This window comes from Bacillus sp. FSL R7-0672, from assembly GCF_038601465.1.
GTDB classification, from domain to species: domain Bacteria; phylum Bacillota; class Bacilli; order Bacillales; family Bacillaceae; genus Bacillus; species Bacillus pumilus.
This window is the reverse complement of the sequence record NZ_CP152010.1, coordinates 2,119,238-2,132,398: the sequence shown is the minus strand read 5'-3', so window position 1 is coordinate 2,132,398 and position 13,161 is coordinate 2,119,238. Positions and strand designations below refer to the sequence as shown.

16 protein-coding genes and 1 riboswitch are annotated in these 13,161 nt (G+C 41.9%); of the genes, 14 read left to right on the top strand and 2 right to left on the bottom strand.

The genetic code is table 11. From position 1 onward, the window contains the following. The 9 genes from sigF (at position 1) to lysA (ending at position 7,243) form a co-directional block, all read left to right on the top strand. Complete coding sequence (gene sigF / locus MKY18_RS10655) at positions 1-768, top strand: RNA polymerase sporulation sigma factor SigF (RefSeq protein ID WP_044141067.1); 768 nt, start codon at positions 1-3, stop codon at positions 766-768. 114 nt (positions 769-882) lie between these two features. Then, positions 883-1,503 carry a stage V sporulation protein AA gene (locus MKY18_RS10650; RefSeq protein ID WP_034661143.1) on the top strand — a complete coding sequence of 207 codons (621 nt, stop codon included), beginning with the start codon at positions 883-885 and terminating at the stop codon, positions 1,501-1,503. Beyond that, positions 1,493-1,909 carry a stage V sporulation protein AB gene (locus MKY18_RS10645; protein ID WP_044141069.1) on the top strand — a complete coding sequence of 139 codons (417 nt, stop codon included), beginning with the start codon at positions 1,493-1,495 and terminating at the stop codon, positions 1,907-1,909. The genes MKY18_RS10650 and MKY18_RS10645 overlap by 11 nt, the downstream gene beginning before the upstream one ends. A gap of 19 nt (positions 1,910-1,928) precedes the next feature. Beyond that, the gene (gene spoVAC, locus MKY18_RS10640) at positions 1,929-2,381 is read left to right on the top strand and encodes a stage V sporulation protein AC (protein ID WP_065098331.1); all 453 of its coding nucleotides are present in this window, start codon (positions 1,929-1,931) and stop codon (positions 2,379-2,381) included. Between the two features lie 12 nt (positions 2,382-2,393). Beyond that, positions 2,394-3,410 (top strand): stage V sporulation protein AD, encoded by a 1,017-nt coding sequence (gene spoVAD, locus MKY18_RS10635; protein WP_044141070.1) that lies wholly within the window; start codon positions 2,394-2,396, stop codon positions 3,408-3,410. Next, complete coding sequence (spoVAE, locus tag MKY18_RS10630; protein WP_007501045.1) at positions 3,410-3,760, top strand: stage V sporulation protein AE; 351 nt, start codon at positions 3,410-3,412, stop codon at positions 3,758-3,760. Before spoVAD ends, spoVAE begins: the two co-directional genes overlap by 1 nt. Before the next feature lie 6 nt (positions 3,761-3,766). Then, positions 3,767-4,375 carry a stage V sporulation protein AE gene (locus MKY18_RS10625; protein ID WP_003216039.1) on the top strand — a complete coding sequence of 203 codons (609 nt, stop codon included), beginning with the start codon at positions 3,767-3,769 and terminating at the stop codon, positions 4,373-4,375. Then, positions 4,320-5,801 carry a spore germination protein gene (locus MKY18_RS10620; protein WP_106067110.1) on the top strand — a complete coding sequence of 494 codons (1,482 nt, stop codon included), beginning with the start codon at positions 4,320-4,322 and terminating at the stop codon, positions 5,799-5,801. The genes MKY18_RS10625 and MKY18_RS10620 overlap by 56 nt, the downstream gene beginning before the upstream one ends. A gap of 116 nt (positions 5,802-5,917) precedes the next feature. Beyond that, positions 5,918-7,243: a diaminopimelate decarboxylase gene (lysA, locus tag MKY18_RS10615; protein WP_065098330.1), complete on the top strand. Its 1,326-nt coding sequence runs from the start codon at positions 5,918-5,920 to the stop codon at positions 7,241-7,243. 39 nt (positions 7,244-7,282) lie between these two features. Here lysA and MKY18_RS10610 read toward each other — a convergent pair whose 3' ends face one another. Continuing rightward, entirely contained in the window at positions 7,283-8,167 is an 885-nt protein-coding gene (locus MKY18_RS10610) for a DUF1002 domain-containing protein (RefSeq protein ID WP_003215933.1), read from the bottom strand. 320 nt (positions 8,168-8,487) lie between these two features. Here MKY18_RS10610 and MKY18_RS10605 point away from each other — a divergent pair, with 320 nt between their 5' ends. Next, complete coding sequence (locus tag MKY18_RS10605; protein WP_003215505.1) at positions 8,488-8,925, top strand: peptidylprolyl isomerase; 438 nt, start codon at positions 8,488-8,490, stop codon at positions 8,923-8,925. Positions 8,926-8,961: 36 nt separating this feature from the next. Here the strand turns inward: MKY18_RS10605 and MKY18_RS10600 are convergent, their stop codons facing one another. Continuing rightward, positions 8,962-10,218, bottom strand: a complete 1,257-nt coding sequence (locus tag MKY18_RS10600) for an MFS transporter (protein WP_065098329.1) — start codon at positions 10,216-10,218, stop codon at positions 8,962-8,964. Between the two features lie 250 nt (positions 10,219-10,468). On the opposite strand from MKY18_RS10600, the gene MKY18_RS10595 reads away from it, so the two are divergent. From MKY18_RS10595 to ribE, 4 genes are all read left to right on the top strand, one after another. Further along, positions 10,469-11,050: a TetR/AcrR family transcriptional regulator gene (locus tag MKY18_RS10595; protein ID WP_065098328.1), complete on the top strand. Its 582-nt coding sequence runs from the start codon at positions 10,469-10,471 to the stop codon at positions 11,048-11,050. Positions 11,051-11,206: 156 nt separating this feature from the next. Beyond that, a complete protein-coding gene (locus tag MKY18_RS10590; protein WP_003215556.1) occupies positions 11,207-11,440 on the top strand; it encodes a DUF2164 domain-containing protein in 234 nt (77 codons plus the stop codon). Positions 11,441-11,664: 224 nt separating this feature from the next. Next, positions 11,665-12,009 (top strand): hypothetical protein, encoded by a 345-nt coding sequence (locus MKY18_RS10585; protein ID WP_003215701.1) that lies wholly within the window; start codon positions 11,665-11,667, stop codon positions 12,007-12,009. A 103-nt stretch (positions 12,010-12,112) separates the two neighbouring features. Further along, positions 12,113-12,254: riboswitch (FMN riboswitch) on the top strand. 254 nt (positions 12,255-12,508) lie between these two features. Continuing rightward, a complete protein-coding gene (gene ribE, locus MKY18_RS10580) occupies positions 12,509-13,159 on the top strand; it encodes a riboflavin synthase (protein WP_065098326.1) in 651 nt (216 codons plus the stop codon). Positions 13,160-13,161 lie beyond the last annotated feature (2 nt).

The window sequence follows — 13,161 nt, the reverse complement described above, 5'->3', positions numbered from 1 at the left end:
ATGGATGTGGAGGTAAAAAAGCAAGCAAAAAAAGCCCAGCTGTCAAATGATGAAGTCAAAGAGCTCATCAAAAAAAGCCAAGACGGTGATCAGCAAGCAAGAGACCTCCTCGTAGAAAAAAACATGCGTCTTGTTTGGTCCGTTGTTCAGCGCTTTTTAAATAGAGGATATGAACCAGATGATTTGTTTCAAATTGGCTGTATTGGACTGCTAAAATCTGTTGATAAATTTGATTTGTCATATGATGTGAAGTTTTCGACCTATGCTGTCCCAATGATCATTGGTGAAATCCAGCGATTCATTCGAGATGATGGAACAGTCAAAGTCAGCCGGTCACTAAAGGAACTTGGTAATAAAATCCGGCGGGCAAGAGATGAATTGTCTAAGTCTCACGGAAGAATGCCGACCGTCCTGGAAATAGCCGAATATCTAGATATCACACCAGAGGATGTCGTCCTCGCCCAAGAAGCGGTCCGAACGCCGTCGTCGATTCATGAAACGGTGTATGAAAATGACGGGGACCCGATTACATTACTTGATCAAATTGCCGATCATTCAGAAGAAAGATGGTTTGATAAAATCGCGCTGAAAGAAGCGATCAAGGAATTAGAAGAACGAGAAAAACTCATTGTGTACTTAAGATATTATAAAGACCAAACACAATCTGAGGTAGCGGAGAGACTCGGCATTTCACAAGTACAAGTCTCGCGGCTCGAAAAGAAAATTTTAAAACAAATCCAAATGCAAATGGATCAAAAAGAGAGCTAGCCAATTCGGCTGGCTTTTTTCGTGTGGTAATTACCGGTAAATCAAGTTCTCTCGGTATGAGAACCATTTTTCACCACATACTATTTTTAACCCATCGTATAGGAAGTGACTTGGATGGACGGACAAATCTTTCTTCGGCTGCGCCATCGCATTAAGACCGGTAATGATCAGCTCATTTATTTAGAAGATATCGCCCAAATCACTGGTGATGAGTTTGCTGTGCAAAAGCTTAGCAAGATGCCGATATATCATGTCAGTAAAAAGGATCGTCACATCGCCGTTCTTGATATCATGCATGTGGTCAAAACGATCAAAAAAACATGGCCAGACATCGACATTCAAACCGTCGGAGGCGCTGAAGCCATTGTTGAAATTGATACAGGCAAACGCCAGCTTTCTCCCGTTTTATTTGTGTTCGTGTGGCTCCTATTATTTGTCGGAGCGGCGCTTGCCATTATGAATTTCCACGAGGATGTCAGTATGCGGCTCGTTCATATCCGCCTATATGAAATGATCACGGGAAAAACGGTTGAGCATCCTTATTTATTGCAAATTCCATATAGCTTCGGTCTAGGCTTTGGCATGATTTTATTTTTCAATCATGTATTTAAAAAGCGTTTAAATGAAGAACCAAGTCCGCTCGAAGTGGAGATGTTTAAATATCAGCTCGATCTCGATCATTATGTCGCCCTTAAAGAAAATAAAGAGACAATGAAAGATATCCATGATCGGTAAGTGGCTTTTTGTCGCGTTAGTTGGACTTGGCGGCGGTTTAACGGTAGGAGCAGGATTTGTAGCATTTCTCACAGTGCTTGGCATCATCCCTCGTTTAATGCAATTAACGAAAACGCAGCGCTTCATACAAGGATACGAGGCAGCTGTCATCACCGGGGCGGTCGTTGGCGGCTGGGCAACCTTGAGCGAGGTGCATTTGCATTTATCCAAATGGCTGGCGCTCCCGATCGGTCTTTTGGCTGGCATTTTCGTCGGCATGCTTGCGGCTGCGCTGACTGAAGTATTAAATGTACTTCCTATATTAACGAAAAGAATTGGAATGGACGGGAAAATTGTTTTGCTTCTCATGGCCATTGTCTTAGGCAAAGTATTTGGTTCACTATTCCATTGGCTGATTTATATTTAAAAATTTGGAGGGAACAACCGTGTCGAGTTTAAAAGAGAACTATCCATCTAAGGTGAAAACGTATCAGCCCAAACCTCCTTATGTCCTCAACTGCATCAAGGCTTTTCTTGTTGGTGGATTGATCTGTGCCATAGGCGAGGGGCTGCAAAATTTCTATATTCACTTTTTTGATTTTAATGAAAAAACAGCAGGGAACCCAACAGTGGCGACCCTCATTTTAATTTCTTCTATATTAACTGGTATCGGTATTTACGATAGAATCGGCCAGTTTGCCGGAGCGGGATCGGCTGTTCCGGTGACAGGATTTGCAAACAGTATGACAAGTGCTGCCCTTGAGCATAGAAGTGAAGGGCTTGTTTTAGGGGTTGCCACCAATATGTTTAAGCTTGCTGGGAACGTCATTGTATTTGGTGTCGTTTCGGCATATGTCGTAGGGATCATTCGATACGTCTTGGAAAAGATGTTTTCGTAGGAGGAATGAAACGTGAAACTAACAGGTAAACAATCTTGGGTTTTTGAGCACAAGCTTTACGTCAATGCAGAGGGAACAGCTGCAGGGCCGAAAGAAAAAGAAGGACCGATTGGTCATTTAATTGATAAAACGTATGACGAAATCCATTGTGATCAAAAGAACTGGGAAATGGCTGAAAGAAAACTTATGGAAGATGCGATATCCAGTGCTTTATCAAAAGCAAATTTACAAAAAAGCGATATTGATCTATTGCTGGCAGGAGATTTACTCAATCAAAACGTCACAGCAAACTATGTGGCAAGAGAATTGAAAATCCCGTTTCTTTGTTTGTTTGGGGCATGCTCAACCTCAATGGAATCGGTCGCCATTGCGTCAGCACTCATTGATGGCGGTTTTGCCAATAGAGCCATTGCAGCGACAAGCAGTCATAATGCAACGGCAGAACGCCAATTTCGTAATCCAACAGAATACGGGGGACAAAAACCAGATACAGCCACAAGTACCGTCACTGGTAGCGGGGCCGTTATTATTAGCCAAGAGCCCTCTCCAATTCAAATTACAAGCGCTACAGTAGGCAGGGTGATGGATCTTGGAATTACAGATCCATTTGACATGGGATCGGCCATGGCTCCGGCAGCGGCAGATACCATCAAGCAGCATTTAGAAGACCTCGGAAGAACGGTGGACGATTACGATCTGATTTTAACAGGGGATTTATCTGGTATTGGTTCACCAATTTTAAAGGATCTTCTGAAGGAAGAAGGCATTCAGCTTGGGAGGAAGCATGATGATTGCGGTTTAATCATCTATACACCCGATCAAAATGTATTCGCTGGTGGGAGCGGCTGTGCTTGTTCAGCTGTTGTGACATTTAGTCACATTTTTCAAGAAATGAAAGCAGGAAATCTGCAAAGAGTACTCGTTGTGGCAACCGGAGCGCTTCTAAGTCCAATGATGGTCCAGCAAAAAGAGACCATTCCAACCATTGCGCACGGTGTCGTATTTGAGCGTGCAGGAGGAGAGAGCTAATGGATTATCTTATCGCTTTTGTTGCAGGCGGACTTATTTGCGTCATTGGCCAGCTTTTACTAGACGTACTCAAACTTACGCCTGCACATGTCATGACCACCTTTGTTGTGGCGGGTACCATCTTAGACGGATTCGGTATTTATGATAAATTTATTGAATTTGCAGGTGCGGGCGCAACCGTACCAATCGTCAGTTTTGGTCATAGCTTGCTTCATGGGGCGATGCATCAGGCAGATGTACACGGGTTCATCGGAATCGGGATCGGTATTTTTGAATTAACTTCTGCTGGAATTTCAGCTGCGATTTTATTCTCGTTTATTATCGCTCTTATCTTTAAACCGAAAGGATAACCTAATATGGGGCAAAGACGGAAAGTCATTTTAGTGACAGACGGAGATATATATGCTGCCAAAACCATTGAGCTTGCTGCTAAAAATGTCGGTGGGCGATGTATTTCCAGCTCAAAAGGAAATCCAAGCAAACGAACAGGACCTGAACTTGTGCAGATGATTTTAAAAACGCCGAATGATCCAGTGTTTGTCATGTTTGATGATTCTGGTCTGACAGGTGAAGGAACAGGGGAGATAGCGATGAAGCATGTGGCGCGTCATCCTGAAATTGAAGTCATTGGGGCGATCGCCGTTGCATCCAAAACACATCAAGCTGAATGGACAAAGGTTCATGTTTCCATTGACCGGGAGGGTGAACTGACAGAATACGGTGTCGACAAGCATGGTCTTCCTGAGATGGAGCCTCATAAAATGAGTGGAGATACCGTGTATTGTCTTGATTCGCTCGATCTTCCGTTTGTTGTTGGAATTGGAGATATTGGCAAAATGGGACGGAAAGATGATCTGAGCAAAGGGTCTCCGATCACAATGAAAGCAGTCGAATTAATTTTAGAAAGGAGTGGTTTCCATGAAGAAAGACAAGGTAAACGTGTACCGAGATCCGAAGAAAAATGAAGATTACTTTAAAGAAAATGTCGGAATGGGTCTCAGCTTTGACCTTGGCGTGCGGAAAATTTATATACACGATCAGGAAATCCAACTTTACTATGTAAATGGACTGTGTGACACACAGTATGTCATCTACTTATTAAAAGAGCTAGTTGAAATCAATGACAACGAACCTGAATCAGATGACATGGCTCGTGTGATTGAGAATCGTCTTGTTAATCAGCAGGTCTCAAAGGTTGAAACACTTGATGAAGCGGTAGACCAAGTGCTGTCGGGCCTTGTGGCAGTTGTAGTTGAAGGTGAAAACTACGCATTTATCATTGATGTCAGAAGCTATCCTGGCAGAATGCCAGAGGAGCCGGATACAGAAAAGGTTGTCCGGGGCGCAAGAGACGGTTTTGTTGAAAACATTATTGTCAATACAGCACTCATACGAAGACGGGTGCGAGATGAAAAACTGAGATACAAAATGCTCAAAGTAGGCGAACGTTCGAAAGCGGATGTATGTGTTTGCTACATTGAAGATATTGCGGACCCAGATCTTGTCGATATCATAGAGAAAGAAGTGTCAGGAATCAAAGTCGACGGGCTAACGATGTCTGATAAAACAATTGAAGAATTCATTATTAAACAAGGATACAATCCCTTTCCCCTTGTACGTTACACTGAGCGTCCAGATGTCGCCGCTAACCATATACTAGAAGGGCATGTCATCATCATTACGGATACATCTCCTAGTGTCATCATTACGCCAACCACCATTTTTCACCACGTTCAACATGCAGAAGAATACCGCCAAGCACCCGCAGTTGGTACGTTCCTAAGATGGGTACGCTTTTTAGGCATTTTATGTTCAACGTTTCTTTTACCAATTTGGTTTCTGTTTATCCTTGAACCAAGTCTTCTGCCAGATCATTTAAGCTATATTGGCTTTAACAAACCGTCCCATATTCCAGTGATTTTACAAGTATTTCTAGCTGATTTTGGGGTGGAATTTTTAAGGATGGCTGCAATTCATACGCCAACCGCATTGTCGACCGCCATGGGGCTGATTGCGGCTGTTTTAATTGGGCAAATTGCCATTGATGTCGGTTTATTTACACCAGAGGTTATTTTATACGTCTCACTAGCGGCAATTGGTACATTTACAACCCCAAGCTATGAGCTGAGTGTCGCCAATAAGATTGTACGACTCATCATATTAGCGCTCGTGGCGATCTTTAAGCTGAATGGACTCATCATTGGTTTTACGTTGTTACTCATCTACTTAACATCCATTCGTTCATTGCAGACGCCTTATATGTGGCCATTTATTCCTTTTAATGGGAAGGCTTTGTGGCAAGTGCTGATTCGGACGTCTGTTCCTGGCTCAAAAGTAAGGCCAAGCATTGTTCACCCTCAAAACAGATCAAAAATTCCGCCAAATTCTTAACGCTCATTGAAAGTGGCTGAAGATTGTGATATTGTATTTTTAACTTTGAGAAACGGCAAAAAGGCAGCTCACGCAGCTGTCTTTTTTCAGCCGAGGCGGAGAAAGAGGGAATGACATTGTATTTACACGGCACTTGCAGACAAAATGAACTCGGTCATTTAGAAATTGGTGGTGTTGATGCCGTTTCTTTAGCTGAAACGTATGGGACACCACTTTATGTATATGATGTGGCTTTAATACGGGAGCGTGCAAAAAGCTTTCAAAAAGCATTTATAGAAGAAGAGTTAAAAGCGCAGGTAGCATATGCGAGTAAAGCATTTTCCTCCATCGCGATGTTTCAGCTTGCCAAGGAAGAAGGATTATCTCTTGATGTCGTATCAGGCGGGGAGCTTCACACAGCCATTTGCGCTGGGTTTCCGGTAGAAAAAATTCATTTCCATGGCAACAATAAAAGTAGAGATGAATTAAAAATGGCGTTAGAGCACGAGATCGGCTGTATCGTTGTAGATAATTTTTACGAAATGAAGCTCATTGAAGAGCTTGGTCAAGAGCTGTCAAAACAGGTGAAAGTGCTGCTGCGTATCACACCAGGTGTCGAAGCGCATACGCATGATTACATTACAACAGGCCAAGAGGATTCCAAATTTGGCTTTGACCTTCACAATGGACAAGCAGATGAAGCGGTGAAACAAGTACTTGGATCAGAAGTGATCGAGCTGTTAGGCGTTCATTGCCATATTGGTTCACAAATATTTGATACAGCTGGTTTTGTCCTTGCAGCAGACAAGATCTTTTTGAAGCTGGATGAATGGAGAGAATCATTTGGTTTTATTTCGACCGTGTTAAACTTAGGCGGCGGCTTTGGCATCCGTTATACAGAAGAAGATGAACCACTTCCTGCGACAGAATACGTCGAGAAAATTATCCAAGCTGTAAAAGAGAACGTGACACGCTATGCGTTTGATATGCCGGAGATTTGGATTGAGCCAGGCCGTTCTCTTGTTGGTGACGCAGGGACAACGCTTTATACGATCGGTTCATCAAAACACGTACCTGGCATTCGCGATTATGTTGCGGTAGATGGGGGAATGAGTGACAACATTCGTCCAGCTTTATATCAAGCGAAATATGAAGCGGCAAGTGCCAACAAAATGAGCCAATCGCACAATCAAACAGTTTCTATTGCAGGGAAATGCTGTGAAAGCGGAGATATGCTTATTTGGGATATCGATCTGCCAGAGTTATCACAAGGAGATTTATTAGCTGTCTTTTGTACCGGAGCTTACGGCTACAGTATGTCAAATAACTATAACCGCATCCCGCGCCCGGCTGTTGTATTTGTAGAAGACGGGGAAGCGCAGCTTGTGGTTGAACGTGAAACATATGCGGATATTGTCAAACTTGATTTACCGTATCAATCAAAAGTGAAATCATCTACGTAAAAAAAGCTGCCTGTACATCAGGCAGCTTTTTATAATGACTTATTTTCCTCCAGTAAATACAGAGACGATCGCGTTCCAAATGGAGACAAAGAAATCCCAAATCTTTTGAAGTAGGTTTTTCCCTTCATCTGATTCTATGAATTTCGTAATCTTGTCTTTTGCTTTATCGATTTGAGATCCTACCTGGTTCCAATCGATATTGATGTTCTTCATTTTATCGAATAGAGAAATAAGCTGATCCTTTTGATCTTGCGTTAGATTTAAGTTTAAATCAGAAGCAGCCTGATCCACTTTTTCTTCTACTTCTTTTGTTGTTTTAGGGACACCATTTTTCGCAATGTCATCCTTGATTTTTGCGATAAGGGCAGAAGCATTGTCTTTCCCGATGGAGTCACCCAATTTAGACGTTGTCACAAGCTCTTCGTTTGCTACCTGCTTCACATCTTCTGGAATGGCTTTGTCGCTAGACACTTCATAGGCTTTTAATAAACCCGTCAGTGCGGCTGTACCAGAAACTTCAAACGGTGCAGTCACAACAACCTTAGCATCCTTGACACCGGCTGTCATTAAAGCATTTAAATACATCTCGTCTGTAATGGTCTTGATGTTATGTGTATCCACAGTCAGACCAGTACCTGATTTTTCAATGGTGATAGATGAAGATGATAATGCTCTCGTCCCGATAGAAGAACGGGGGATATACTTTCCTAAATATTCATGCTCTTCTTTATTGGTTACTTCAATTTTTGTCGCATTTTCAGGTGGATTCAACTCGTCAAGCACCTTCTGGCGATCAGCCGGAGTTAAGTCTTGCCCAAGTGTGACGATGACATCGCCGACAGCTGCATCCGCTAAGCTGACTTTTGGCGCACCAATGAGGAAAAGGAGCGCTGCCATCATACTAAGCATTGATTTTTTAAACATGTTGACCTCCTTCAAGTCGAAAGGGTTCCTCTTTCAAGAGAAACTCATCTTTTGAGTACACGTAAAGAAATGTACTCCATCATATAGACGTAACAAATCGATTCGACGTTTCAATTTTCTTTTTAAGATGTTTTCCTTTTCCAAAAAATAAAGACATGTTGCTCATTCTGTCACCAATTTAATAGGAAAAAAGGATCAAGCTCTTCTATTGTATCAATCCTAAGAAAAGAGGTAAATCACAATCAAGAGCAGGGGATGTTTAACATGACCGAAAATGTGCTATAATGAGCGTTGTTTAACCTGAAAGGAGAATGTGAAAAATGGCGAAAAAAGGATACATACAACTAACGAATGGTAAGAAACTTGAGTTTGAACTATACCCAGAGGCTGCTCCAGGTACAGTAGCAAACTTTGAAAAATTAGCGAATGAAGGCTTCTACGATGGATTGAAATTCCACCGCGTTATCCCAGGCTTCGTAAGCCAAGGTGGCGATCCAAACGGTAATGGAACTGGTGGTCCTGGTTACACAATTAAATGTGAAACAGAAGGGAATCCACATCAACACGAAAGAGGTTCATTATCAATGGCGCATGCTGGTAAAGACACGGGCGGTAGCCAATTCTTTATCGTCCATGACCCGCAGCCGCACTTAAACGGTGTTCACACTGTTTTTGGCAAAGTAACATCTGGTATCGAGGCTGTTCTAGATATGGAACAAGGCCAAGGAATGGAAAAAGTCGAAGTTTTCGATGCTTAATCCAAAACACCGCTTAAACGCGGTGTTTTTTTATTATCAATCTGATTTTACGGTTATTTGTTCCGTGAGGCGGTAGGTGATGAACCAATATAAAAGGGCAATGGCGCTGACAGAGGCGCCAAATAAACATACTCCGCTCCAGCCATTGTTTGCGTATATGCTAGTGGAAGCAATGGAACCAGTCGCACTGCCGATGGAGTAAAAAATCATATAAGCAGCAGTGAGCCGGCTTCTCGCCTCAGGCAGCACTGTGAAAATCATACTTTGGTTGGTCACATGTACGGCCTGCACAGATAGGTCAAGAATAATAATACCGATGATTAATAAAATAAGTGAATATTCAGTGAAAAAGATAAAAAACCATGAAACGAATAATAGGACAAGGGCTATACAAGTTGTTAATTGTCCTAAGCCTCGATCAGCAAGGCCTCCAGCCCGAGCCGCGCCTAATGCACCAGCAACTCCGGCAAGACCAAATGCACCAATCGCCGTATGTGAAAGATTGTATGGCGAGCTGCTGAGAGGCAGCACGAGCGAAGTCCACAACGTGCCAAACACGATAAAGATCAGTAAACCCAGAATGCCTCGGATGCGAAGAATTCGTTCTTGTCTGAACAATGTAAACATTGAAGCGAGCAGCTTCATATAGGATATAGACGCTCTCTTGCTGGCAGTGCGCGGGAGATACCGGTATAACACAGCGGTTATGATGAGCATCATAACCGCAGACACGAGATAGACTGACCTCCAGCCGGCGAGATCAGTTAGTACACCAGCAAACGTTCGTGCGAGAAGAATACCAATCACAATGCCACTTTGAACCAAGCCCACGATACGGCCTCGTTCTTCAGGAGCAGCCCATGTCGCTGCGAACGCTACGAGTACCTGAGTGACCACAGCAAGCATGCCGACGGCAGCCAGCCCTATAAACAGGACGGTGGCAGTAGGGGCGATGCCGACTAGAATCAGAGATAACACGGATACTAGCATCTGAGCCATGATGAGCCGCCTTTGATTGAACAGATCACCAAGTGGTACGATCAGTACCAGTCCTAGTGCATAACAAAGCTGAGTAATCGTAATGACGATGCCAATGGATGAATAGGAGATGCCAAACTCGGATGCGAGGGAGTCTAATAACGGTTGTGCAAAGTATATGTTTGCAACTGCCATCCCGCAGGCTGACGCAAAAAGCAGAACCATATAGCGAGTCATCGCTTGTTTCGGTTTGTTTTGTAAATGAGTCGTTTCTAATTCAAGATGTTCTATGGAAGTGATTTTTTCTTTCACCATGCATGTCGTCGTCTCCTTTTGTACTAAAAAGTATAATATACTGATCGGTATATTATGATTCTGGTTAAGGATAACCAACAAAACATTTTAAAGTCAATACTTTCATCTTGAAAGAGGAAGGCAATTTGACAATCATACGTCGATAAAATAAAATTATAATATACCGATTGGTAATCAAATAGAGAATAATATCAAAAAATAGATGTCTGACTTTGTGAAGAAATTTTAATGTTGAAATGAGGAATTGCTGATGGTTCGACAACGGGAATTTGACAAGGAAAAAGCGTTGGATGAGGCAATGGTGCTTTTTTGGGAAAAGGGGTATAGGGCCACTACATTAAGTGATTTGACTGAAAAAATGGGAATACAGCGGCCAAGTTTATACTCAGCGTTTGGAGATAAAGAGGAATTATTTGAGGCCGCATTACGCAAATATACAAAGCAGCATGCTGCTCATATTCGAACAAAACTTCAAAACAATCTTTCTGTCAAGGAAGCATTTCATGCATTATTTGCAGATTTAATAGACGAGGAATATAGAGATGGTCCGAGTAAAGGGTGTTTTTGCATCAATACAATAGTGGAACTTGCGCCACACGAAGAGAAATTTGAAATTCTTACAAGAGAGCATCAGATGTATCTTTCCGTCATTTTCGAAGAAAGAATTGTTCAAGGTATTCGCTCGGGTGAGCTCAAAAGAAGCCTGAATGCTAAAGCTTTAGCACAAACACTGGTCGTTTCTTTCATTGGACTGACCGTCCTCATGAAATCTCGTCCAGAGCGTTCATTTGTAGATCATTCTGTAGCGACGATACTTTCCATATTAAAATAATGACAACATGCTATGGCATCCTCCTACTATAAGAGTGATGGACAAAATTCGATTTTGTGATATGATAAGAGAACAAACATTCGTATTTGTGGGTGTCGCCACATTGTCAGTACAAATCTAAAAAGCGGGTCATGCTGAAAGAAAGCAGGAGATAATTTGAAACCATTAACAAAAGAAGAAAAAAATCAAATGATGATTGCCATTCAGCGTTATTTTGCCGAAGAACGAGAAGAAGAAATTGGTGAATTAGCAGCCATCAATATACTAGAATTTATCACAAAAAACCTTGGAAGCTATTATTATAATCAAGGGGTTCGTGACAGCCGGAACATCGCTGTTCAGAGATCGCAATTGTTAGAGGAAGATTTATTCGCACTCGAAAAAAGATGATCATTAATGATGTGTACCTTGCTAACCGATAAAGAGGAAAGAGACCCCCTTAATAAAGAACGCATATTCGTATCATATGTAATGATGAAAAGGTGGAACCAAAGGTCCATCTCAATCGTTATATAAGTAACCATTAATGGAAATCAGCTTTTTTGGTTTTATTTCATCAAAAGAAGGAATAAAACATACAAATAGGCGAAGTGCAGATGATGGAGGTTCTAAATATGGGGAAAATTAAATTGAAAATGGCCATCTTATTTGTTTTACTGCTTTGTTTAGGTGCAGGTTATTTATACATGAATGGCATGAAAATTGAAGATGTGCCAACAGCCATTGGTGAAAGCTTAACAAATAATGATAAAGATTATACCATCTATGAATATACCATTACGAAAATTGACGGAGATGAATATTACGGTCAAGCAAAAAACGGCACAAAAATCATTTTTAGTGGAAAGAAATTCGAAGATGATGTGGCCGACTTGAAGAAAGGTGATCGTATTAAAGCCTACTTTAGTAATGAAAAGAGAATAGATGGTCTTATAAAAGTAGTAAAAGTCGTTAATTAACAAGTCTCCTTTCCTATAAGGAGGCTTTTTTGTGAGAAATCTTGATTGTTGCATTTGACAACAAGGATCGCTATAATAGCCCCAAGGACAGCTAAATATCGATTGTATCCTTCGGGGCAGGGTGAAAATCCCGACCGACGGTAATAAAGCAAATGCTTTACAGCCCGTGACCCGTTAATTTATTAACGGTTGATTCAGTGAAAAGCTGAAGCCGACAGTGAAAGTCTGGATGGGAGAAGGATAAAGAAAGCTATGAACAAAAAATATTTGTTGATCATAGTTTTATTTCTGATGCAAAAAAGCCAAAGCCCCGGAATTTATTCCGGGGCTTTCTGTATGTACATGTAGTTAATAGACCGGCATGCAGTGTTTATTAGGTGATCCCTCATCTACCTTGTATGGACCATAAAAAGCGACGAAGGTGCTCAATCGATCACATGTCCCTAACATCGCTTTTTTATAAAGTGAGAAATACAAATGAAAAGAAAGGGAGGATCACATGTTTACGGGGATAATTGAAGAAGTAGGCACGGTTCAGTCATTAAGCAAAAAGTCAGCAGATGCCATGGAAATTGTCATTCAGTGCAGCCGTGTGCTAGAAGATGTTCACCTTGGAGACAGTATTGCGATCAATGGTGTATGTCTTACAGTCACAAGCTTTACAAAAGCACAGTTCACAGCAGATGTGATGCCAGAGACGGTCAAAGCGACATCACTGGATCAGCTGACATCAGGCAGTCCAGTGAATTTAGAGCGGGCCATGTCCTCGAATGGACGATTCGGCGGTCATTTTGTCTCAGGACATGTTGACGGGACAGCAGTCATTACCCGAATAGAAAAGAAAAGTAATGCCATTTACTATGATTTAGAGATGGAAAAGACCCTCACAGATATGCTCACGCAAAAGGGTTCGATCGCAATAGATGGTGTCAGCTTAACCATTTTCGATTTGCAAGATTCACACGTCACAGTCTCTATTATTCCCCATACGCTTGAAGGAACTATTTTCCCGACTAAATCTATGGGAGAGATCGTGAATATAGAGTGTGACATGATCGGTAAATATATTTATCGCTTTTTAACAAAAGAACAAGGCGAAAAGCAGCCATCCCGATTGACCCCATCATTTTTAAAAGAGCACGGATTCTAGGA

Excerpts from the sequence above, each read along its gene's own strand:
- sigF (WP_044141067.1), top strand. The coding sequence starts at position 1 with ATGGATGTGGAGGTAAAAAAGCAAGCAAAAAAAGCCCAGCTGTCAAAT.
- MKY18_RS10650 (WP_034661143.1), top strand. The coding sequence starts at position 883 with ATGGACGGACAAATCTTTCTTCGGCTGCGCCATCGCATTAAGACCGGT.
- MKY18_RS10645 (WP_044141069.1), top strand. The coding sequence starts at position 1,493 with ATGATCGGTAAGTGGCTTTTTGTCGCGTTAGTTGGACTTGGCGGCGGT.
- spoVAE (WP_007501045.1), top strand. The coding sequence starts at position 3,410 with ATGGATTATCTTATCGCTTTTGTTGCAGGCGGACTTATTTGCGTCATT.
- MKY18_RS10625 (WP_003216039.1), top strand. The coding sequence starts at position 3,767 with ATGGGGCAAAGACGGAAAGTCATTTTAGTGACAGACGGAGATATATAT.
- MKY18_RS10610 (WP_003215933.1), bottom strand. The coding sequence starts at position 8,167 with ATGTTTAAAAAATCAATGCTTAGTATGATGGCAGCGCTCCTTTTCCTC.
- MKY18_RS10605 (WP_003215505.1), top strand. The coding sequence starts at position 8,488 with ATGGCGAAAAAAGGATACATACAACTAACGAATGGTAAGAAACTTGAG.
- MKY18_RS10600 (WP_065098329.1), bottom strand. The coding sequence starts at position 10,218 with ATGGTGAAAGAAAAAATCACTTCCATAGAACATCTTGAATTAGAAACG.
- MKY18_RS10595 (WP_065098328.1), top strand. The coding sequence starts at position 10,469 with ATGGTTCGACAACGGGAATTTGACAAGGAAAAAGCGTTGGATGAGGCA.
- MKY18_RS10585 (WP_003215701.1), top strand. The coding sequence starts at position 11,665 with ATGGGGAAAATTAAATTGAAAATGGCCATCTTATTTGTTTTACTGCTT.
- ribE (WP_065098326.1), top strand. The coding sequence starts at position 12,509 with ATGTTTACGGGGATAATTGAAGAAGTAGGCACGGTTCAGTCATTAAGC.